At 32.3% G+C, this 19,659-nt stretch carries 17 protein-coding genes; 3 read left to right on the forward strand and 14 right to left on the reverse strand.

All coding sequences use genetic code 11. The features are described 5' to 3' along the window. Positions 1-265: 265 nt before the first annotated feature. The 8 genes from CLU82_RS19730 to CLU82_RS19765 form a co-directional block, all read right to left on the reverse strand. Positions 266-970, reverse strand: coding sequence for a M48 family metallopeptidase (locus tag CLU82_RS19730; protein ID WP_100844716.1), 705 nt, complete (start codon positions 968-970; stop codon positions 266-268). After that, positions 970-4,254 carry an HsdR family type I site-specific deoxyribonuclease gene (locus tag CLU82_RS19735; protein ID WP_100845091.1) on the reverse strand — a complete coding sequence of 1,095 codons (3,285 nt, stop codon included), beginning with the start codon at positions 4,252-4,254 and terminating at the stop codon, positions 970-972. The genes CLU82_RS19730 and CLU82_RS19735 overlap by 1 nt, the downstream gene beginning before the upstream one ends. Before the next feature lie 161 nt (positions 4,255-4,415). After that, positions 4,416-4,913, reverse strand: coding sequence for a hypothetical protein (locus tag CLU82_RS19740; protein WP_100844717.1), 498 nt, complete (start codon positions 4,911-4,913; stop codon positions 4,416-4,418). Beyond that, positions 4,906-5,622 (reverse strand): DUF3800 domain-containing protein, encoded by a 717-nt coding sequence (locus CLU82_RS19745; protein ID WP_100844718.1) that lies wholly within the window; start codon positions 5,620-5,622, stop codon positions 4,906-4,908. Before CLU82_RS19745 ends, CLU82_RS19740 begins: the two co-directional genes overlap by 8 nt. 6 nt (positions 5,623-5,628) lie before the next feature. Next, a complete protein-coding gene (locus tag CLU82_RS19750; protein WP_198520247.1) occupies positions 5,629-6,906 on the reverse strand; it encodes a restriction endonuclease subunit S in 1,278 nt (425 codons plus the stop codon). A 10-nt stretch (positions 6,907-6,916) separates the two neighbouring features. Next, entirely contained in the window at positions 6,917-8,455 is a 1,539-nt protein-coding gene (locus tag CLU82_RS19755) for a type I restriction-modification system subunit M (RefSeq protein ID WP_100844720.1), read from the reverse strand. After that, on the reverse strand, positions 8,445-9,017 hold the full coding sequence (locus tag CLU82_RS19760) for a restriction endonuclease subunit S (protein WP_100844721.1): 573 nt from the start codon (positions 9,015-9,017) through the stop codon (positions 8,445-8,447). Before CLU82_RS19760 ends, CLU82_RS19755 begins: the two co-directional genes overlap by 11 nt. A gap of 254 nt (positions 9,018-9,271) precedes the next feature. Next, positions 9,272-9,667 carry a helix-turn-helix domain-containing protein gene (locus CLU82_RS19765; RefSeq protein WP_100844722.1) on the reverse strand — a complete coding sequence of 132 codons (396 nt, stop codon included), beginning with the start codon at positions 9,665-9,667 and terminating at the stop codon, positions 9,272-9,274. A gap of 170 nt (positions 9,668-9,837) precedes the next feature. On the opposite strand from CLU82_RS19765, the gene CLU82_RS19770 reads away from it, so the two are divergent. The 3 genes from CLU82_RS19770 to CLU82_RS19780 all read left to right on the forward strand — a co-directional run bounded on the left by CLU82_RS19770 (position 9,838) and on the right by CLU82_RS19780 (position 11,440). After that, complete coding sequence (locus tag CLU82_RS19770) at positions 9,838-10,704, forward strand: hypothetical protein (protein WP_100844723.1); 867 nt, start codon at positions 9,838-9,840, stop codon at positions 10,702-10,704. Continuing rightward, positions 10,691-11,017, forward strand: a complete 327-nt coding sequence (locus tag CLU82_RS19775; RefSeq protein WP_100844724.1) for a hypothetical protein — start codon at positions 10,691-10,693, stop codon at positions 11,015-11,017. The genes CLU82_RS19770 and CLU82_RS19775 overlap by 14 nt, the downstream gene beginning before the upstream one ends. Before the next feature lie 72 nt (positions 11,018-11,089). After that, positions 11,090-11,440, forward strand: coding sequence for a hypothetical protein (locus CLU82_RS19780; RefSeq protein ID WP_100845092.1), 351 nt, complete (start codon positions 11,090-11,092; stop codon positions 11,438-11,440). A 154-nt stretch (positions 11,441-11,594) separates the two neighbouring features. Here the strand turns inward: CLU82_RS19780 and CLU82_RS19785 are convergent, their stop codons facing one another. The 6 genes from CLU82_RS19785 to CLU82_RS19810 form a co-directional block, all read right to left on the reverse strand. Further along, positions 11,595-13,061: a M28 family metallopeptidase gene (locus CLU82_RS19785; RefSeq protein ID WP_100844725.1), complete on the reverse strand. Its 1,467-nt coding sequence runs from the start codon at positions 13,059-13,061 to the stop codon at positions 11,595-11,597. Between the two features lie 114 nt (positions 13,062-13,175). Continuing rightward, complete coding sequence (locus tag CLU82_RS19790; RefSeq protein ID WP_100844726.1) at positions 13,176-13,691, reverse strand: phosphoheptose isomerase; 516 nt, start codon at positions 13,689-13,691, stop codon at positions 13,176-13,178. A gap of 39 nt (positions 13,692-13,730) precedes the next feature. Further along, positions 13,731-14,885 (reverse strand): sugar MFS transporter, encoded by a 1,155-nt coding sequence (locus tag CLU82_RS19795; protein WP_100844727.1) that lies wholly within the window; start codon positions 14,883-14,885, stop codon positions 13,731-13,733. Between the two features lie 44 nt (positions 14,886-14,929). After that, positions 14,930-17,281 (reverse strand): GH92 family glycosyl hydrolase, encoded by a 2,352-nt coding sequence (locus CLU82_RS19800; RefSeq protein ID WP_100844728.1) that lies wholly within the window; start codon positions 17,279-17,281, stop codon positions 14,930-14,932. Positions 17,282-17,301: 20 nt separating this feature from the next. Next, entirely contained in the window at positions 17,302-18,468 is a 1,167-nt protein-coding gene (locus tag CLU82_RS19805; RefSeq protein WP_100844729.1) for a glycoside hydrolase family 76 protein, read from the reverse strand. Continuing rightward, the gene (locus tag CLU82_RS19810) at positions 18,468-19,658 is read right to left on the reverse strand and encodes a glycoside hydrolase family 76 protein (RefSeq protein ID WP_100844730.1); all 1,191 of its coding nucleotides are present in this window, start codon (positions 19,656-19,658) and stop codon (positions 18,468-18,470) included. The genes CLU82_RS19805 and CLU82_RS19810 overlap by 1 nt, the downstream gene beginning before the upstream one ends. Position 19,659 lies beyond the last annotated feature (1 nt).

The following is a 19,659-nucleotide window of genomic DNA, read 5'->3' on the forward strand; positions in this document are numbered from 1 at the left end:
TTACAATATACAACTTTTATCACATAACTATTAATTGTGGATTATAGCAACGGGCGCAAAGTTAGAGACATTTGCACAACATTTGTGTTATTTTTGTAACTCTTCAAAGAGCGAAGCTAAACTTTTGTTTTTAATTCATTTTTAGTAGATATAAAGAAACTCCGTTTCTTGGTGGGACTACAAACTATTTTATGGCTAATTTGAAAAAATTAAATAAGTTATGACTTAAGTTGATTTTTCAAATCCCATGTTGCTTGCTATTAAATTACACCAAACTATATTCTAACTTTGTTTTCCACCTTTTCCAATCGGGCATCATTTTTTCTTGTAAATCATAAAATGATTTAGTGTGATTGTGATGTACTAAATGGCATAACTCGTGTATTATTACATATTCAATACTTCCTTTTGGTGCTTTTATTAATTCAGGATTTAATATCACCTTACCTTTTACAGTACAGCTTCCCCAGCGTTTATTCATTGTTCTAATTTCAATAGTTGGCTTTTCAATATTGTATTTAGAAAATAAGCAGATTTTTTCATCTAATACCGAGGTGAAATGTTCAATTGCTTTTTCTTTATACCAATTCCTGACAACTGTTTCAATTTTGGTATTAGCTTTATGATTTACTATCAGCTTACCACGATAGACTTTAACTTGGTTTACTTTTGCTATTTCTGAATGTAAAATATATTGTCTTCCTAAATACAAATGTGTTTCGCCATTGATATATTGCCTTTTCGGAGTTAATGGAAGATACGATTGAAATTCATTTTGTTGCTTGATTATCCAACGTGCTTTTTCTTTTACTTTTTCTTCAATTTTTTCATTAGTAGTTTCATTTGGGGCATACACTTTTACCGAACCTTCAGGAAATACTTTTATACCTAGTGTTTTCCTTTCTTGAAAAATTAGTTCATAGCTGATTTCTTTTGTGCCGTATTTGATATTTTTGCTATTCGTAATCATTATGTAAATTTGATTTTAGCAATATTCAATCCTTGTTCTACGATATCATCTATCTGTTTGAATGAAATTTCTAATCCATATTTTGACTTTAAATCAAAAATATAATCATCAATAGCAATTTTAATTTTCCCTTCAATATCCGTTTTGTTTTGCCAATCAATTATTAATATATCATCTTCATATACTATTGAACGAATGATAGTATCAATTTCAACTGCTATTTCTGTCGCTATTTCGGGTTTTGTTCCTAATTCATTTTTAAGAATGTCTTTTACTAAATTGTATATTGCTATACCAGTATCATTTCCATTTAATTCGGTCGGAATATTGCTTCTTTTACCACTTAAAAACTCTGCTTCATATTCTTTTACTTTTCGTAAGTATTCAGCTTCTAAAATACGTTCTAGCCTATAACTTTCAATAGTTTCTCTAATTAAGGCCGACAGGTTTTTATAATAAATGGGATCTTCATTTATTTTAACGTTAATAGCTTTAATTGTTCTACTAGCTATGTGGTCTGCCTTTGCTGCTTTACCTGTTAATTTTTCAACTTCTGCTTCTCTTTGTTCTTTATCAAAAATATTTACTAAATCAGTTATGCGAAGCATATCGCCCTCTGTAGTAATATGCTTGTCTATTAACTTTTGAATTTGAGGTTCGTAAGCTGCATAATCCGCTTCGTCGGAGTATCTTCTTTTAACGGAAATTCTTAATTCTAAAAAGAATTTTAAATCCTTTTTGTATTTAGCAATTACTTTATCAGGCGTCTTGGTTTCAAACTCATAACTAGATAATGCTAGTTTTAGTAATAGTGCAAATGCAGACACTTTTTCATAAAAATTATGTCTAATTTCTTCATCTTGTAATAATACTTCATAAGCAGGTTCATCGTATTTATTTGCTACTGTTTTAAAAATATCCCATACTTCTGAATGTGCTTGGGGTAATTTTTTTATTTCATCGTTGATATTGGTAAATGTACCTGCCAAATCTTCTTCATCATAAGCATTATCACCCGAATAGGTTTCTAAAGCTTTGTCTAAATTTTCGAGGTTACCATAATAATCAATGATATATCCATATTTTTTACCGTCGTGCAATCTATTCACCCTTGCAATTGCTTGTAATAGGGTGTGTTCTTTTAAACCTCGTGTTATGTATAATACAATGTTTCTTGGAGCATCAAAACCAGTTAATAGTTTATCGACAACAATAATGATTTCGGGTTCATCTTGCTTTTTAAATGCACTAATAATAGATTTTTCATACTTTTCAGTAGTGCCGTATTTATCCATTTTAGCTTTCCAAAATGCTTTTACTTTATCATCAGCTTTATCAAAGGCATCTTCTTCTCCTTCACGTGTGTCAGGTGCTGAAATAATTACTTCGGAAGTTATTTTTCCTATCTCATCAAAATATTCTTTGTATTTGATTGCAGTTGCTTTATTTGGTGCTACTAATTGTCCTTTAAAAACTGTCCCCTGCCAATTGTCTACAAAATGATCCACAATATCCCACGCTCTTGCATAAATTATTTGGTCTGCTTTATTCAGCATATTTTTACTGCTGTACTTTCTTTTTAAAGCTGCTTTACCATAAACTGTTAATGGTTCTGAAATTTTATTAAAATAATTATCTATTGGATTGTCATTTACCTCAATAAGATTGTGTCTTCCTTCATACAATAAAGGAACTACTGCACCATCAGCAACTGCATCATTAATAGAATACACATCAATTAAGCCTCCAAATTTATTAGCGGTACTTTTTTCTTTCTTCATCAATGGCGTCCCTGTAAATGCTATAAAACAAGCATTTGGGAAAACTTGTTGCATTCTTACATTGAATGAACCGTATTGACTACGATGCCCTTCGTCTACTAATACAAAGATTTCAGAAGATAAAAAAGGAGTTACCGAAGCATCAACCGCCGCTTTGAATTTGTGAATTAAAGTTGTTATTACTGCATCACCTGGTTCTGCTATAAGATTTAGTAAACTCTTGTCTTTTTTAAGTTTATCAAAATCTTTATCCGACAGTTTTTCGCCTTTTAATTTTTTGATGATTTCTTTTGAAGCTCCAACTTCTGCATTTTCTACAGGAAACTGACACTTTTGAAATGTTTCGGTTATTTGGCTATCTAAATCGATACGATCTGTTACTAATATAATTTTAGGGTTTTTGATGTTAGGATGTGCAGCAATCATTTGTGCCAACATTACCATCGTTAATGATTTTCCGCTTCCTTGCGTATGCCAAATTACACCTCCATTATACTTGTTATTTGTTTTAGTACTTAAACGAGCTAATGTATTTTTAATCCCAAAATACTGCTGATATCTCGTTATCTTTTTCACCCCATCATCATACACAATGTAATTGAATATTAAATCTAATAGTCGCTTGGGTTGGCAAAAACTAAAAATTAGCTTGTCTTGTTCTGTTACAGTCTCTGCATTATCGACCACATTGGCAATAAACTCATTTCTCTTTTCGTGCCAATCAATTAATTTGTTCCAATCTTCTTTGTTTACTGATTTCGTTTTGATTTCGGAAATAGTATCTTCCCAAAGCGTTTGTTCTTCTTTGGTTTTAAACAATTCTTTCCAAAAACTCCAAAACTCTTTTGGTGTTGCTGTTGTTGCAAACTTTGCATCGTTTACCGCAATAGACATTAGTACATTGGAATATAGATATAATGAACGAATACCATCGTCTTGCTGATTGCGTTGATGTTGTTCAATGCCTTTATCAATAGGTTCCTTTATTATTGGACTTTTACATTCAATAACAACCATAGGAATGCCATTTATAAACAAAACTATATCAGGTCGATAATGGTCGTTTCTTTCTGAACGCAAGACACTAAACTCTTCGGTAACGTGATAGGTGTTATTTTCAAGGTTTTTCCAATCTATATATTGAAAAGAGAAACTCTTTTTGTCGCCAAGAACGGTTTGTTCTAAACTTTTACCTAATGTTATTAGTTCATAATAAGCTTTATTAGCTGCAATATAACCATCTTGTACAGGTAAATCTCTTAATGCTAATAAACCATTACTTATATTAGTATCTGAAAATTCAAACTCTTTTTGCTTGTATTCTATCTTGTTTATTTTGCGTAGTTGTTCTTTTAGAATATCTTCTAGTAGTACATTAGAAGTCCTATTTCCTCTAGCTTCAAGAGCCTCATCAGGAGTAAGGTATTGCCAACCTATATTCATTAATAGTTTTAAAGCTGGAAGTTGAGCTATATGATCTTCTATAAAAGAGGGTGTACTCATATCTATTGTTTTATCTTTATTAATAGCGTTTTTTTGTACTACTATTGTTTTATTAGAATTTATTATTATCTTTGCAGTGTCAATGCACAAAGTGTAAAGGACGTGGTTGCCCACAGAACCGTAAATGTGGACCGCATTCACCGAAGTGCGGTTTTTTTTTGCTACAAACTTTCCCGATACTTATTATAATCCCATTCAAAATCTTTCTTTTTTAGAGCTTCTACATAGAAAGCTGTAACTAATAATAAATTTGCACTCACAGGTTTTAGAATCACAACAAAGTCTTTTTCTTCAAACCAATAATGTCTTTTTAAATATCCCTGATCTACTTTTTCAAAATATTTAATTTTAGGATTATCCTTTTGAGTTAATATTTGTTTGCCCCAATGTATCCTATTTGCTCTTAACTTATCAAATGTTCTTGGTTTTCCCTTTGAAGGTTCTCTTGTTAGTAAATGAACAAATGTTTCGGGCAATTCTTCAAATCCTTTTAACCACGTTTTTTGACTTTTTAAAGTAATTTCTTTTCCATCAATTACTACATAATCGTGAACGAAATCATCTCTATATATTTCATACATTTTAGCTAGTTGTACTGCTGTGGGACTGACTTCATCCAGATTGTCAAATAAATCCTCAAGATCATCTAAATCAATCATTTTTTCTTGGTTTTACTTGAAAATCATCAATAAAGAATTTTGTTTCCCAAGGCTCTGTTCCATCATCTAACACGTAACCCGAACTAGCTTCTAAATAATCAACGACCATTCTTTTTATTTTAGAAGCATTTTCATTTTTATATTCTGGTCTTGATTTGTAGCAAATTGCTCCAATAAATAAATCTGTTAATTGTAAAAGCTCATTTTCATTGGAATGTAAATGTTGGAAATACTTGAATGGTGAATTGTCATTGTGTTTTTCTAATAACTCCGTTTGTAATAATTCCAATCTTGTTTTACCTCTGGTATCCTTAACATCAAGATAAACACGGTAAACATCTTCACCATAAGAAACTTTGTTGTTTAGTAAAAAAATTAATGTTTGATAATAAAAGCTGTTTTTATCTTCTCTATTATATCTTTCTGGACCAAGATTTTTTTTATTTTTTACGAGTACACTTCTAAACTCTATTGTGCTGGCAAAAAAGAAATCAATTAATTCTTTGTACAATTCCCAACGTGACATAGAAAGTTGGTTCCACTTTACTTCTGTAGGAGATTTGTGTTTTAGTTTGATTTCTTTTATTGCCTCCTTGACGCTTGAGTAATCTTCTAGGCTAATTTTTGTATAGCCAATACACATCACTTCTGATTTGTCGTGTTCAAGATGACAACTTTCGTCGATATAGATATTATAGGTTGTGCTCATAGTTTCTTAATTTACATTCACTATTATTTTTCCTGTTAGCAATTGTTGCATTAATCCCTTCTTTTGTAATTGCAATGCTTCTAGCTTGGTTTGATAGCTTTTTAATTCTTGGTCTGCGGTTTCTAATGCTAATGCAATAGCTGTTTGCTCTTCATATGACGGAACGCTAACTTTAATTTTAGAAAACTCTTGCCATCTTAACCCACCGCGTCTATCAATAGAACCTTCCATTCTTTTTTGATATTCTTGGATATAAGTATTCGATTTTAAAACTTTGAAAAGAAACTCATCATTTATTTTTTCTTCTGTTTTGAAAACGGTGTACATTGGGCTAATTAATGCTTTTTCATACTTACTTTGATAACCAATAGAACCTTCCTCAATATGATTAGTAGCATAAGCAAAAACATTCTTTTCTACTATCTTGTACGTTTTTAGATTATCACTGTAAATTTTTCTACCAAAATATTCTAATGAAGGAACTAAACCATTGTATTTAGTACAAGATAAAACAACCAAATCCTCATCTTCTTTATTTTTGGAAGATATCTCTTTTGAGAAATCTTTAATTTTTTTTACTTCCCATTTCTCATTAAACCCATTTAATCTTTTTTTGCTAGTAAGCAATTGTTGCGCTAAACCTTTATTTCTTTTTGTTATTTTCTTAACGCACTTTTTGGTGATAGTTATAGCTTCATCCCAAGTAGATAGTATTTCCGCTATTTTTTGTTGTTCGGGTAATGGTGGGATTGGAAGTTGTAAGCTATTTAAAGCTACTTGATTGATATTGATATTAGCACTAATTGTACTTTTTGCTAATAATCTATTTCTAAATCCTTGATCATAAAAACAATGCACTTTATATTTTAAATCTAAATAATGATTATCTCTAAAACGAATGATAAACCCACTATAAACAGCATCTTTTATATCATTTAAAATAACACAAGTTAAACCAACTCCTGTAGCTTTTACAGAAGACCTAACAAAAAGCACATCACCTTTATCTAAAGAATAATTCTCTCGCTCTTTTTCATTTGAATTAACCAACGAAAAATCCTTGTCGTGGTCTGTATTTATTTCAAACACATCATTAAGATTGATTAATGGAAACCCAAAACCAAATTGGTCTTTGTCTTTATTTATTCCGTTTTTTAATTCTCCTATCTGACCTAATCGTTTTACTTCCCAATGCATTGGAATAACTCCAATAGCGGTTTTTTTGTAGCCGTTTGGTATAATGCTTTGCTGGACCATTATCGGCGTTGTAGTGGTGTTGCTCATCGTTTCCATATTAAAATCCTAACTCCACTAAATATTGTTTCATTTTGTATTCAACGGCAACCAATTCATTTTTTAATGAAAGAATAGTTTGTTGTGTTGCTTTAACATCAATAGCTTCTTCTTCTTCAAAAGTATCTACATAACGAGGAATATTAAGGTTATAATCGTTATCTTGTAAATCTTTGATGGTTGCTCTAAAAGCATATTTATCTTCTACTACAACACCGTTTTCAGAAGTTAAAGGAGTTGCGTTTTTAAAATCAACATAAGTAGTAACGATTTTATTAATGTCACTTACTTTTTCGTTATCACGCAGTTTATTTTGATTTTTTCCTGCTTCATAACCTTTACTTGCATCAATAAATAAAACATCTGTATTATTTTCTTTGGCTTTGTTAAAGATTAAAATAGATGCTGGAATACCTGTTCCAAAAAACAAATTGGCAGGTAATCCAATAACCGCTTCTAAAAGATTTTCTTCTATTAATTGTTGGCGAATTTTGCCTTCGCTACTACCACGAAACAAAACACCGTGTGGCATAATAACCCCAACACGTCCTGTATCTTCATAAGTTGTTTCAATCATATGACTGATAAACGCATAATCGCCTTTACTTTTTGGAGGAATGCCTCTGTGGTAACGGTTGTGCATATCAGCAATAGCAGTCTCCGCACCCCATTTGTCTAACGAGAATGGAGGATTTGCGGTAACGATGTTGAACTTCATTAAATTATCTCCTTCTAATAAACGAGGATTATTTAAAGTATCTCCCCATTCTATAGTAGCATCGTCAATCTCGTGCAAAAACATATTCATTCGAGCCAATGCCCAAGTGCTTCCGTTTACTTCTTGACCGTACAAAGCAAAGTTATTGCTTCCTACTTCTTTTGCCATTTTTATTAATAATGATGCACTTCCGCAAGCGGGATCACATATTCTGTCTCCTGGTTGTGGGTCTAATAATTTGGCTAAAAGTGTAGATACTTCGCTAGGTGTATAAAACTCGCCCGATTTCTTGCCTTCTTCTCCTGCAAACATCGAAATAAGATATTCGTAAGCATCACCAATAATATCATTACCATCTAAATGTGAAGGCTGTAAGTCCATTGCAGCAAAGTCAACTAATAGATTTTTTAGTCTTCTGTTTCTGTCTTTAGTTTGTCCTAGATTATTTTCAGAATTAAAATCAATACTTCTGAAAACACGGTCCAATTTACTTCTGTTGGCATCCTCAATACGTTCTAATGAAGTATTGATTAATTCACCTAAATTAGGTTCGTTTCTGTTTTCAAATAAGAATTCGAAAGTGGCATTTTCTGGAAGTTTAAAACGCTCATTAGCCAAAGCTCTTTCAACACGTGTTGTATCTCCGTTGTATTTTTCGGCATAAAAGTTCTTTTTATCTTTCCAAACATCAGAAACGTATTTCACAAAAAGCATTGTTAATACATAATCTTTGTATTGTCCGCTACTTAATACACCTCTAAAAGTGTCACAAGCTTTCCAAACGATTTGATTTATTTCTTTTTGCGTGATTTTATTTTCCATACTGACCTGTTACAATTTTATTAATTATACCTTGAAACAAGGCTTTTTTATTTTCTATAATTTGATTTGATAATTTAATTTCTTCCGAATGTAAAGCACTGATTGTGGCAATTTTGTTTTGTAAATCTAAATCTGGCACATCAATTATAATACTTTCTAGCTCTCCTTTTCTAATAGAAGGAATGGAACTGCCTGCACCCATACTTTGAAACTGACTTTGGTATTTTTGCGAATTGAAAAGTGTTGCAATATACTCTGGATTTACTTTAGTTTTTTTTGGTCTTATTACATAGAATATTGATGAAGCGATTGCAGGACCCATTGCTTTATTGTAAGTCCAGGCAAAGTTTCTAAAACCTTTACCCACAAAAAGCACATCACCATCTTCTAATAAATGGCTTTCATTTTTATTGTCTAAATTTACAAAGGAATCAATATCACTTTGGAGATTGCCAAAATCATCAAAATTTTTAGCTTGCAAGTATTTAGCAAAACCTTTTTCAAGAGATTTTACATAAAACCCAAACTTAATAGTAGCAATATCTTTTAATTGTTTTTGCATCTAAACTATTTTGTAGAGTGTTTCAATTTTTTTACAAAGATATATAAAATATTTAAACATCCTAATAAATATTTTTGTAGAGTTATTCAAATTTATAAACCAATAATATGTTTTTTTTAGTTAGAATGATTAAATGTGATATCAAACGAGATGTACTTCTTTGAAAAGCTTTATGTTACAAAAAGAAATTGTCCAAAAACAAGAAAGAGACCCTTAACAGGTCCCTTTCTTGTAATTAATTATTTTTTTTAAAACTATTTCTCTTTCAGTAATTTCTCTAAATATTCAACCTTTTCTTTTTCAGCCTGAACTAAACGTTCGTATAATTCAACCACTTTATCAAGAGGGTTAAAATTAGGTTGGATATTGACCGCATTAAGTGTCGAATTATCATGACTTGTAAAAGTATTATTGATAACATTTAATACAGTTTCATCACTATAATTTTTAATTGCTTCTGCAGAAACACCTAAAACTTCAGCAATTACTTTTAGTTTCTCTTCATCAATAGTTTCACTTGCCTCAATGTTAGAAATGGATTGCTGGATTACTCCTATTGCTGTCGCCAACGCTTCCTGTTTCATCCCTCTAAGTTCTCTAATTCGGCCAATATTTCTGCCAATATGTTTTGGTTTTGTTGCTGTGCTCATAGCTCAAAGGTATCTAAAATTGGTTGTAAAAAATAATTTTGGTAAAAAACAAGTTCGCTTTGGTAAGATACAATTGTAATTAGTTCGGTACGGTACAATCGCTCACTTACTTGCAGGTCATAAACAAAAATACAAATTAAAAGTAAGGTTTAACGTGTAAAAGAGAAATTATGAAAACAATCGACAAATTAGGTTTACAAATGCTTAGTGAAATCATTATGGAGAGCATTAGTACAAGTGGTATTTACTGTTTCGGAGAAAAAAAGCAAAGTCAAACGGTTCAAAACCCATTTCAGGAAACTGCTTCTGTTCAGGAAGAGCATACCCATTTCTATATATTGGTCTTTGCCAATGAATACGTTATAAATGCGGTCACAGATATTAGCGATATAATAAAGACTAAAACTGAGGGACGTTACACGGTTACGTTGTTACTGCATAAAGCAACAACAGTACAACATCTTGCACCACATCAATTGTATTTCTATCATGAGGTTATAACCAAAGGCAATAAAATTTATGAACATGAAAATGTGCCTCCAAACATAGCTTTCGATGAAACACCAAAACGCCAAATAAAGTATCTCCGTTCCCATTGGAACAACAGAAATATAGTGGCTGAAACTTTTTTGAGAAGCTTACGTCATGTTGACTATACGGATTATGGATTTGTTCAGGAATCTATGATGCATATTGCTATAGAACAAACCTGCCTTGGACTCATTGATGTGTTCTTAGGTTATCGTCCTGATCATTTTTCACTGCCATATCTATTTGATCTCTGTGAAATATTCACACCACTGGCCTCTGATCTCTTCCCGCGAACTACAATTGAAGATAAAAGACTTTTTGATTTATTAAAAGCGAATACTAGTGCACTTCGGTGGGTCAATTTAAAAAAATCATGTATCGTAGATACCGAGTTTCTAGAGAAAAGAAGCAATCTTTTCCACGAAAGAGCCTGCAGACTCATAGAATCCGAATTAGAACGTTTAGAGACTCTTGAACTTAATAGACAAAGTAATGGCAACAAATGAAATTACAACATTAGAAGAGTTTAAAGATTTTGCTTCTTCTCATTTTGAAAAGCTAAAACCAGCAGAAAGTATTTACGACGGTTACATTCTAAAAATAAAAGTTTCAGGATATTCAGATATGATTAGAGTTGGAGAAAGTCTTATCAAATTATGTTTACACGTTGTTCACACGGATGCGTTGGATAATAAAGATTTAGATATTGGATCAGTAATGGAATTAGCCTTGCAGTTTTTCCCCCGCGCAGAAACTGAAGTACTCGAAGAGATACATCAAATGCTTATAAAGGATGCAAAGAATAAGGCGGATCAATAACTTAAAAGCAATGAACATAAAGTTTTATCATTGATAACAACGATATAATAACTAACCTAAAATACAATGATCATGGAAACAGATGAAATTAAGAACCTGGAGACTATTAAGGGATTAACTGCAGCTTATCTCAATACTTTGAAACCAGTTGATGGCAAAAGCAATATTCATACAGCACAAATAAGAGTGTATGATTATTACGAACTGTCCGCAGTTATTAGAAATCTACTAAAAATCTTCATTGTTGCTTTAGACCATGAAGCACCCGACATGCCAAGTACGATTGAAAGTAAGCCAATTGACGTTGGTCTTATACTGGGAATCGCCCTGCAGTTATTTCCAATAGATGAATTCGAGCTGTTAAATGAGATCAGTACATTATTCCCAACAGATTATCAAAACTCAGATAAAAAAAAATCATAAAACAAACGGCTGTACTTTCAGTACAGAGTGGCTTAGTTAGAATCGAAAAATACTTATATAAAAAAAACTCCTTAATTTAATAAGGAGTTTTTTGTGAGCAATGAGAGATTTGAATCTAGAGACTCTAACCTTTGTAAACGCTTATGAAATGTTATTATCTCTCCAATTTCACATCAGGCAATGTTTTAGGACGACCACTATCATTTGATAAAATCCAGCCGGTACGATACATCCATTCTGTCATTTTATGTAGTTTCAAGAAATCAATGTTTTCAGATTCATCCATTGGTGTGTGATATTGACTATGCAGTACACTTGTGAAAAATACTGCTGGAATTCCTTTTTTAGCATACGGTAAATGATCGGAACGGAAATAAAAATACTCTGGATGTTCTGGTCTGTCCCAGAGTTTATCTAAATCGAATTTTGGACCTTCGTCATTTGCTTTTTTAGCAATCGCAACCAAATCTGAAGAGTTTTCGTGCGGTGAACTTGAACCTAATAAAGCAGCTTGATTTACATTATTTCTCCCAATCATATCTCCATTTAAAACAGCTACAATACTTTTTTCAGGAACAGTTGGATGCGATGCATACCATCTGGAACCCAGCAAACCACGCTCTTCTGAGCCATGAAAAACAAATAATGCCGTTCTTTTTCCAGGTTGTTTTTTATACGCTCTTGCAATGGCTAACATGGCTACACAAGTACTCGCATTATCATCTGCTCCATTATAAATGGAATCCTTACCATATTTTTGTCTCACACCATCGTGATCTTGATGACCACTGTAGAGAACATATTCATTCTTTAATTTCGCATCAGTTCCCGGTATCGTTCCAACAACATTTACAGATGGATATTTATAAGTTTCAGAAACAACTTCTGTAGATAAAAGATCTTTGGTTGTTTTTAAATACTCTAATTGATCACCATGTACCCAAAAAACAGGCATAGTGGAGCTAATTTTTTCACGCAGACCTTCAATTCCGTAAATACCTCTAGTCATTTGTGGTTCAACTTGAGACCAGCTCTCCTCTCCTAGTTTATCAGCAACCATAATCATTGCCGAAGCTCCTTTTTGGACTAAAAGATCATAGTATTTAGTTTTTACAAGACCGGGATAACGCCTGTCAAAAAGTGTAATCTCATCCGCAATTCCTTCTTTCGAAGCTAACAAAACAACTGCTTTCCCTTTTATATCAGCTTTCTCTATTTCTTCTTTTGTCGCTGCACCTAAATACAATAAAGGCGCTTCCACTTTTATATTTGTAGTTTCCGCTACAAGAACTTCACTCCATAATTTATATTCTTTTGTACCAATCTTAAACTTTGTATTGGCCGTAACCTGATGCCTGTATAAATCAAAAAACTGAAAATAAGTTCCATCATCACCTGCAGGAAGCATTCCAGCTTCTTTGGCTTTATTTGCCAGCCACATAGATACTTTTAATTCATCCAAAGTTCCGGCTTCACGACCATTAAAGTGATCTCCAGCCATTTGATACATATCAGTTTTAAGATCTTTTTCTGTAATTGCTGAAACTAACGGTTTTTTAACGGTCTGAGAGAAAGCTATTCCTCCGGAGGCAAGCAAAACAAGGATCATTTTGTTTTTCATAGGTTTTAATTTAATACTCAAATTTAAGCATTTCAAGAGAAAACATTCCTATATTATCAATAAAAACAGCCTATAATAATTGTCAATGAATAGCAAACCTTCAAAACATTAATTTTATCTCCCAAAATCATCTTGCAGACGAACAATATCATCTTCGTCAGATGGATTTTCTGAGTCGGTATGCTGCCAAATTTCGGCTACTATTCCCCATGAATCTAATCCTATTAATCGATGGCGTTCCCCTTTTTCTAATTGTATAAATGCTCCAGGAGCAAGTTCTTGAATTTCACCTTCTTCATCTGTAGGACTAGTTTTTACTCCTACAATTCCAGCAATTACTTTCCATATTTCAGCTCTTCGGAAGTGGTATTGCCATGATAATCTTTTATTAGGTGCAACCACCAAAAACTTTGGACTTAATTTGTTTGTAATTTTAATATTTTCCAGATCAAGATGAGGAAAAAATTTAGCTGCAAATTCTACTGCCTGATTTTCATCAATTACAAAAAAGCCTCCCCAAGGTCTGGTATCATCTTGTTTTATGATTGTAAAATTTTCTTTTTTTAATTCAGCTGCAATTTGTTCAAAAACAACTTTTTTCTCTGTGGTATTCGATATATTGAAATTCATATTTTTATTTTTAAAAGAAAAAAAGTATTTAATTATGACTTATGCTTTTTCGGTATTCACTGCAAATGCGCAGTACAAAAGATAAACAGCACACAATAAAATAATAACTACTGAACCAACTTGTGATCCGAAAGTATCTGAAGCCATTCCCATAACAAAAGGAATTACTGCACCTCCAAAAACTCCTGTAATCATTAACCCAGAAATTTCATTAGCCTTTTCAGGACGCGATTGAAGTGCCATTGAAAACAGTATTGAAAAAACATTAGCAATAGCTAAACCAATGACTGCATAAATGGAAAAAATAGCTGCCTGATTTGTTATAAAAACAAGTGTAATCAAGGCTAATACAGTTATAATAGTGGTTATTTTGAAGAAAACTTTCGGAGAATATTTTGCTAACAACCATACACCAATAAAAGATCCTGCAGTACGAAAAGCAAAATACATACTCGTTCCATAACTAGCATCAATAGTACTCATTCCACAACGTTCCATTAGGATTTTAGGTGCAGCTGTATTTACACCGACATCAATCCCTACCAAAAATACAATCCCTAAAAACAGAATTAAAATGCTTTTATCTTTCAAAAGACTAAATACACTTAGAAAGGAACTGACTTTATTAATTGATACTTCTTCCTGAATTGGTGTTGCCATTAACCATACAGTAGAAATTAATGTTATAACAGCATAAATTGGAAAAATATATTGCCAATTTCCTAATTGTGTAGCCGCATAAGCCGCAATAAAAGGACCACAGAAAGATGAAATGGCTTTTACAAACTGACCTGCGGTAATATTTGAAGACAGTTTGTCTCCTTGTACCACATTGGTTAATAATGGATTTAAAGATACCTGTAAAATAGTATTAGCTATTCCAAGTAAGGCAAAAGCAATCAGGCATATTGTAAATGTATAACCAATTAGTGGTAAAAACATGGCAATAATGGTGATAACATTGCTTAATAATACGGTACGTTTGCGACCAATAGCATTCATTAAAATTCCTGTTGGTACTGAAAAAAGTAAAAACATTGAAAATAAAGCTACTGGAATCATGTTCGACATAGTATCACTTAACCCAAAATCTGCTTTTACATGTGTTGAAGTAATTCCTACTACATCACAAAAACCCATTATAAAGAAGCCGAAGAGTACTGGGAGAACACTTGATAAATAATTATTTTTCATGTATTTATAATTTAATTGTGTTTTTTTAATATTTAAAATAAGATTTAGTTAGACCATTTTTGACTTGGTTTTGCATCTACAGACATTTTAATAGTACCTCCTTTTATGATGTCATTGAAATCTAATTTTAAATGTTCTATATCTTTATTATTTAAAGTTGCTTTTTGAAGATAAACATTCTTTTTAGAATTATTTTGAACTTCAATTACAAAATCTTTTCTGTTTAATGCTTTAGGTAATTTAATAGTTATTTTGTCAAATAACGGGCTACTTATTTGAAACGATGGATTCATTTCTGTTAGTCCTTTTACATCAAATAACCCTATTGAGGACATTACATACCATGCTCCTAATTGCCCTTGATCTTCGTCCTGCCCATAACCATAGCCATGAATTCCTTCTGTACCATAAAATTCATCACATATTGCATGCACCCATTTTTGAGTAAGATACGGTTTGCCAGAAAAATTAAATAACCATGATATATGTAAGTTAGGCTGATTTCCATGATTATAGAATCCTGATAAACCTGCGAAAGCATCAATTTTTGTTCCGCCCCCAAAAACATTCTTTTGAGATACTTCGAAAATCGTTTCTAATCTATCATTAAAGGTTTTCTTGCCAAGAGTTTCAACTAATTTTTCGACATCGTGAGGAACATAAAAAGTGTATTGCCATGCATTCCCTTCTTGGAAACCTCTCCAAGGCTGTGATGGATCAAAATTTGGGATAAATTTCCCGTTAGCATCCTTTGGTCTAATAAATTTAGTTTCTGAATCGTATAGTAATTCCCAACCTTTTGATAATTTCATTAACTGCTCATAATCATTTGTTTTTCCTAATGATTTAGCAAATTGAGCAACAGCAAAAGAGCTATAGGAATATTCTAAAGTATGCGAGGCCGAAAACCCTGAACCATCAGTTACTGTATTGAAACCAATATCATCAATATGTGGTGAATAACCACGTTCTACGAATTGTTTCAAATCCATTTTTCCAGCTCCTTCGATTCGGTTTTGCCAGGTAATTTCATTTTTCAATGCGGCTTCATAAGCTAAGTTCACGTCAAAGTTGCGAATACCACAGTTATAAGCTGAAGCAATCGCTAATCCTGTGAAATTTGTTCCAACACCAGAAACATATTTACTGTTTGCTATACCATCTCCTAACCAGCCAGCATCTTTGTAAACAAGTAATTGACCTTGTACCCAATCTGCATAATATTCTGGATATGCTAATGCCCACAATTGAGTTAAATTCCAAAATCCTCCCCAAATAGCATCTGTATTATAAGAATTATATTTTGAAGTTCCATCTGCGTTTTGAGGTATTTGACCAATTTTTCCATTGTTCATTGGGTAAGCTCCATTTACATCACTGGATAATCCTCTTCCTAAAAGGGCATGATATAGTCCTGTATAAAATTTAACTTTATCGGTTTCATTTTTTCCTTCAACAGTTATTCTTCCTAAACTTTGATTCCATGTAATAAGAGCATTGTTTTTTGCAGTATTAAAATCGGTGTTTTTTGCTTCAGATTCAAGATTTAATCGAGCATTAGCAATTGATGTGTATGATAACCCGATTTTGACTGTGATCGACTCTTTTTCTTTGGTGTCGAAAGTAAGGTATAAACCAGCTCCAATTCCATCAATTTCTTTTTTGCCCGCGACTATTTCACCTTTTTTAAATACGCCATATTCTTTTGGTTTTTTGTCTAAAACCGCAGAAAAGTACATCGCTACATTGGCACCTTCTTGGTATTTTTTTACATATTCTGGAGTTGTAATTACATACCCTTCTACTCTGCCATCTTCCGTAAAAGTAACTTTAGCATCTTTTACAGCACCGCTTTCTCCTTGTCTGTTACCAATATCAAAAAGAATATGAGATTCAGATGATTTTGGAAAAGTATAACGCTGAAATCCGACTCTTTTTGTAGCGGTAAGTTCTGCCTTTATATTGTAATCTTTTAGCAAAACGGAGTAATATCCAGAAGTTGCAGATTCATCTTTTCTATCAAATCTGGATCGATACCCTTCGTCTGGATTTTCCAGACTGCCAGGTATGGTTTGTAGCTTTCCAACTGAAGGAGCAAGAACAATTCCTCCGACTTGAAATTCATGTAAACATGCAAAGCCTTCAATAGAAGTATCTCTATCATCATATCCTGTCGCTTCCCAACCATTTGCATTACCGAGATGTGCATTGGTAGAAGGTCCCAGTTTGGCCAAACCAAAAGGAACTGCGGCTGGGGTATAAAAAAACCAACGGCTATGCGCTGTTCCTATATTAGGATTTACATAATCTGATAATTTTTTTCTGTCTTTTTGCCCATAAGTAGTACATGAAATGCAACTTAGGGTTATAAATAATATTCTTAAAATCTTTTTCATATCAGGTAATTTAGGATGATTTATTTTTTCAATAGTGTGATCCGAGCGTATAGTTCGATAATACAGGCTTCATCTAGTAACCATTTTGGTGTTTTAGTTTCTTCCTTTTCTACATTCCAGTTACTAAAAAGGAGCCCATTCTCGTCACGACCTTTTGCCCAGGCAAAATCAAGATTTTTGATAATAGTATCAATATACTTTGAATTTTTATCAACGGAATACAAATCTTCATAACCACGAAATAAAACGGTAGTAAACCATGCGTTATCAAGAATTGAAATACGTCCATCTGGTTGTTTTTTTCCAAAATAAATATAAGAACCTTCAGCTAATAAATGTGCTTCATTATAATACTTTTTGTCACCTGTAATTTTGTATAAGCTAACTGCCGCCTGTAACATTGTACCCGTATTGTATGTCCAAGCAGTTTTTAAAACTGATCTGTCGGCTGTTTTCATATCATTCCAATAAATGTTTTCCTCTGCTCTTAGATGGGTGTACATCCAATTGTAAAACTTTAAGCCCCAATCTAAATAATATTTATCATGTGTTTGTTCATATATTTTTAGAGCTAACACAGTTGCTTTTCCATTAGAGCAAGCTGGTTTTTGATCATAGACTCCTTCTAGCCAAGTGACACCCCCTTCAAGATCTGAATTCCATCCGCTTATGATGAATTTAAACACTTCTTTGGCATCATTTAAATAATTAGGATTTTTGGTATTTTTATAGGCTTCAATATAATCGATACCAACTAATCCATTATCATCATAATAACGATCTGATTTTTCAAACTGAGGAGGATATGCCTGGTATCCAGTAGGTTTAGTATCTTTGTATAATTTTTGAGCTTCTATTAAATTTTTTAATGACGCCTTGTATTTTTTTGGATCAATTTTATAAAGCACATTAATGGCAGATGTCATGCCACTAAAAGGCCATAAGAACGAAACCTCCTTTACAGATTTTTGACCGTCATTAAAATAATTTACATTCAGATCATTGCTCTTTGGATAATACTCCGAAAACAAATTATATTTTGGTAAATAATATAGATTGTAGACTAAATCATAAAATGATTCGGCTCTGTTTTTATATACTTGATACGATTCACCTTGTTTATTTTGACTGTAGGCTTGTATAGAAAACAAAAGGCAAATTATAAAGGGAGCTACTAATTTTTTCATTACTCTGTTTCTCCTTTCAATAGTGCGATACGCCCGTAAATTTCAATTAATGCTGCTTGTTGTAATAACCATTTATCTCTTCCTGGTTTAATTCCAGACCAGTCTTCATAAAACAATCCATAACTATTTCTAGCTTTCGCCCAAGCGTAATCTGCATTGCTTATAAAAGTATTAACGTAATTTTGAGCGATTGGATCGTGTTTAAGCAGGTCTAAATATCCTCTAAAAAGACATACATTGAACCAAGAATCATGATCAGGAAAAAATAATTGATTATCTACTCTTCGTGTAAAAACAGTGTATGAAGATGCAGCAATGGTTCGAGCTTCGGTAAGATACGTTTCATCTTTTGTAATTTCATATAACAAAACATTATTAGTAATCATGGCACCAGAATTATAAGTCCATTTTGTTTTATTTATATAACTATCTCTTATTCTAATATCATTCCAAAAAAGATTATCAACCGGATCTTTCATATTAGCTGTTAACCATACATAAATTCTTTTGGCGAATTTTAGATATTCATCATTTTTTGTAATCTGATATAACTTTAGTAGATAAGTTGTCGTAAAAGCACTTGCGCAAACAGCTTTCATACAATTATCATTTTCAGGTTTGTATCTATATTCTTCGACCCAATACATTCCGCCCCCAGCTACATTATCTTCACCTGTTAAACTAAATTCTACTAATTTCTTAACACGATCTAAAGATGCTTCATTCTTTGTAATTTGATAATCCTCAATTAAATCAAGTGCAACTATAGCATTATCATCATAAAAACGATCATCTAAACCATACTGAACTGGAAAAGCAGGATAAGCAGTTGGCAATCTTTGAGTATCATAATATTTTTCTAAAGCTAGAAAGGGAGCATTCAATACTTGATCTTTATATCCAATCGCTTTTAATTGATTTACACCAGATAAAAGGCCATCTAGTGACCATAGATAAGAAGATTCTCTATCACCAGCTTGTTTCGGAAAATTTTCTAAATACAAACCAGTACTGCTTATTTTATAATTTTGTTGAACTAAATCAAAAGTTTGTTTTGCTTTTTCTTTATAACTAATGGTTTCTACTGGTGTCGTAGGATCAGTATGTGTTAATTCATTATCTGTGTTTTCCGTACAAGATATGATTAAAAGGAAAAGTAATAATAGACTTGATTTTTGTAGATTTTTCATA

Origin of the sequence: Flavobacterium sp. 5 (assembly GCF_002813295.1) — a bacterium.
GTDB lineage: Bacteria > Bacteroidota > Bacteroidia > Flavobacteriales > Flavobacteriaceae > Flavobacterium.

What these genes read in the sequence shown, in the direction of transcription:
- CLU82_RS19730 (WP_100844716.1), bottom strand. Translation starts at nt 970, where the DNA reads ATGATTACGAATAGCAAAAATATCAAATACGGCACAAAAGAAATCAGC.
- CLU82_RS19735 (WP_100845091.1), bottom strand. Translation starts at nt 4,254, where the DNA reads ATGAGTACACCCTCTTTTATAGAAGATCATATAGCTCAACTTCCAGCT.
- CLU82_RS19740 (WP_100844717.1), bottom strand. Translation starts at nt 4,913, where the DNA reads ATGATTGATTTAGATGATCTTGAGGATTTATTTGACAATCTGGATGAA.
- CLU82_RS19745 (WP_100844718.1), bottom strand. Translation starts at nt 5,622, where the DNA reads ATGAGCACAACCTATAATATCTATATCGACGAAAGTTGTCATCTTGAA.
- CLU82_RS19750 (WP_198520247.1), bottom strand. Translation starts at nt 6,906, where the DNA reads ATGAGCAACACCACTACAACGCCGATAATGGTCCAGCAAAGCATTATA.
- CLU82_RS19755 (WP_100844720.1), bottom strand. Translation starts at nt 8,455, where the DNA reads ATGGAAAATAAAATCACGCAAAAAGAAATAAATCAAATCGTTTGGAAA.
- CLU82_RS19760 (WP_100844721.1), bottom strand. Translation starts at nt 9,017, where the DNA reads ATGCAAAAACAATTAAAAGATATTGCTACTATTAAGTTTGGGTTTTAT.
- CLU82_RS19765 (WP_100844722.1), bottom strand. Translation starts at nt 9,667, where the DNA reads ATGAGCACAGCAACAAAACCAAAACATATTGGCAGAAATATTGGCCGA.
- CLU82_RS19770 (WP_100844723.1), top strand. Translation starts at nt 9,838, where the DNA reads ATGAAAACAATCGACAAATTAGGTTTACAAATGCTTAGTGAAATCATT.
- CLU82_RS19775 (WP_100844724.1), top strand. Translation starts at nt 10,691, where the DNA reads ATGGCAACAAATGAAATTACAACATTAGAAGAGTTTAAAGATTTTGCT.
- CLU82_RS19780 (WP_100845092.1), top strand. Translation starts at nt 11,090, where the DNA reads ATGGAAACAGATGAAATTAAGAACCTGGAGACTATTAAGGGATTAACT.
- CLU82_RS19785 (WP_100844725.1), bottom strand. Translation starts at nt 13,061, where the DNA reads ATGAAAAACAAAATGATCCTTGTTTTGCTTGCCTCCGGAGGAATAGCT.
- CLU82_RS19790 (WP_100844726.1), bottom strand. Translation starts at nt 13,691, where the DNA reads ATGAATTTCAATATATCGAATACCACAGAGAAAAAAGTTGTTTTTGAA.
- CLU82_RS19795 (WP_100844727.1), bottom strand. Translation starts at nt 14,885, where the DNA reads ATGAAAAATAATTATTTATCAAGTGTTCTCCCAGTACTCTTCGGCTTC.
- CLU82_RS19800 (WP_100844728.1), bottom strand. Translation starts at nt 17,281, where the DNA reads ATGAAAAAGATTTTAAGAATATTATTTATAACCCTAAGTTGCATTTCA.
- CLU82_RS19805 (WP_100844729.1), bottom strand. Translation starts at nt 18,468, where the DNA reads ATGAAAAAATTAGTAGCTCCCTTTATAATTTGCCTTTTGTTTTCTATA.
- CLU82_RS19810 (WP_100844730.1), bottom strand. Translation starts at nt 19,658, where the DNA reads ATGAAAAATCTACAAAAATCAAGTCTATTATTACTTTTCCTTTTAATC.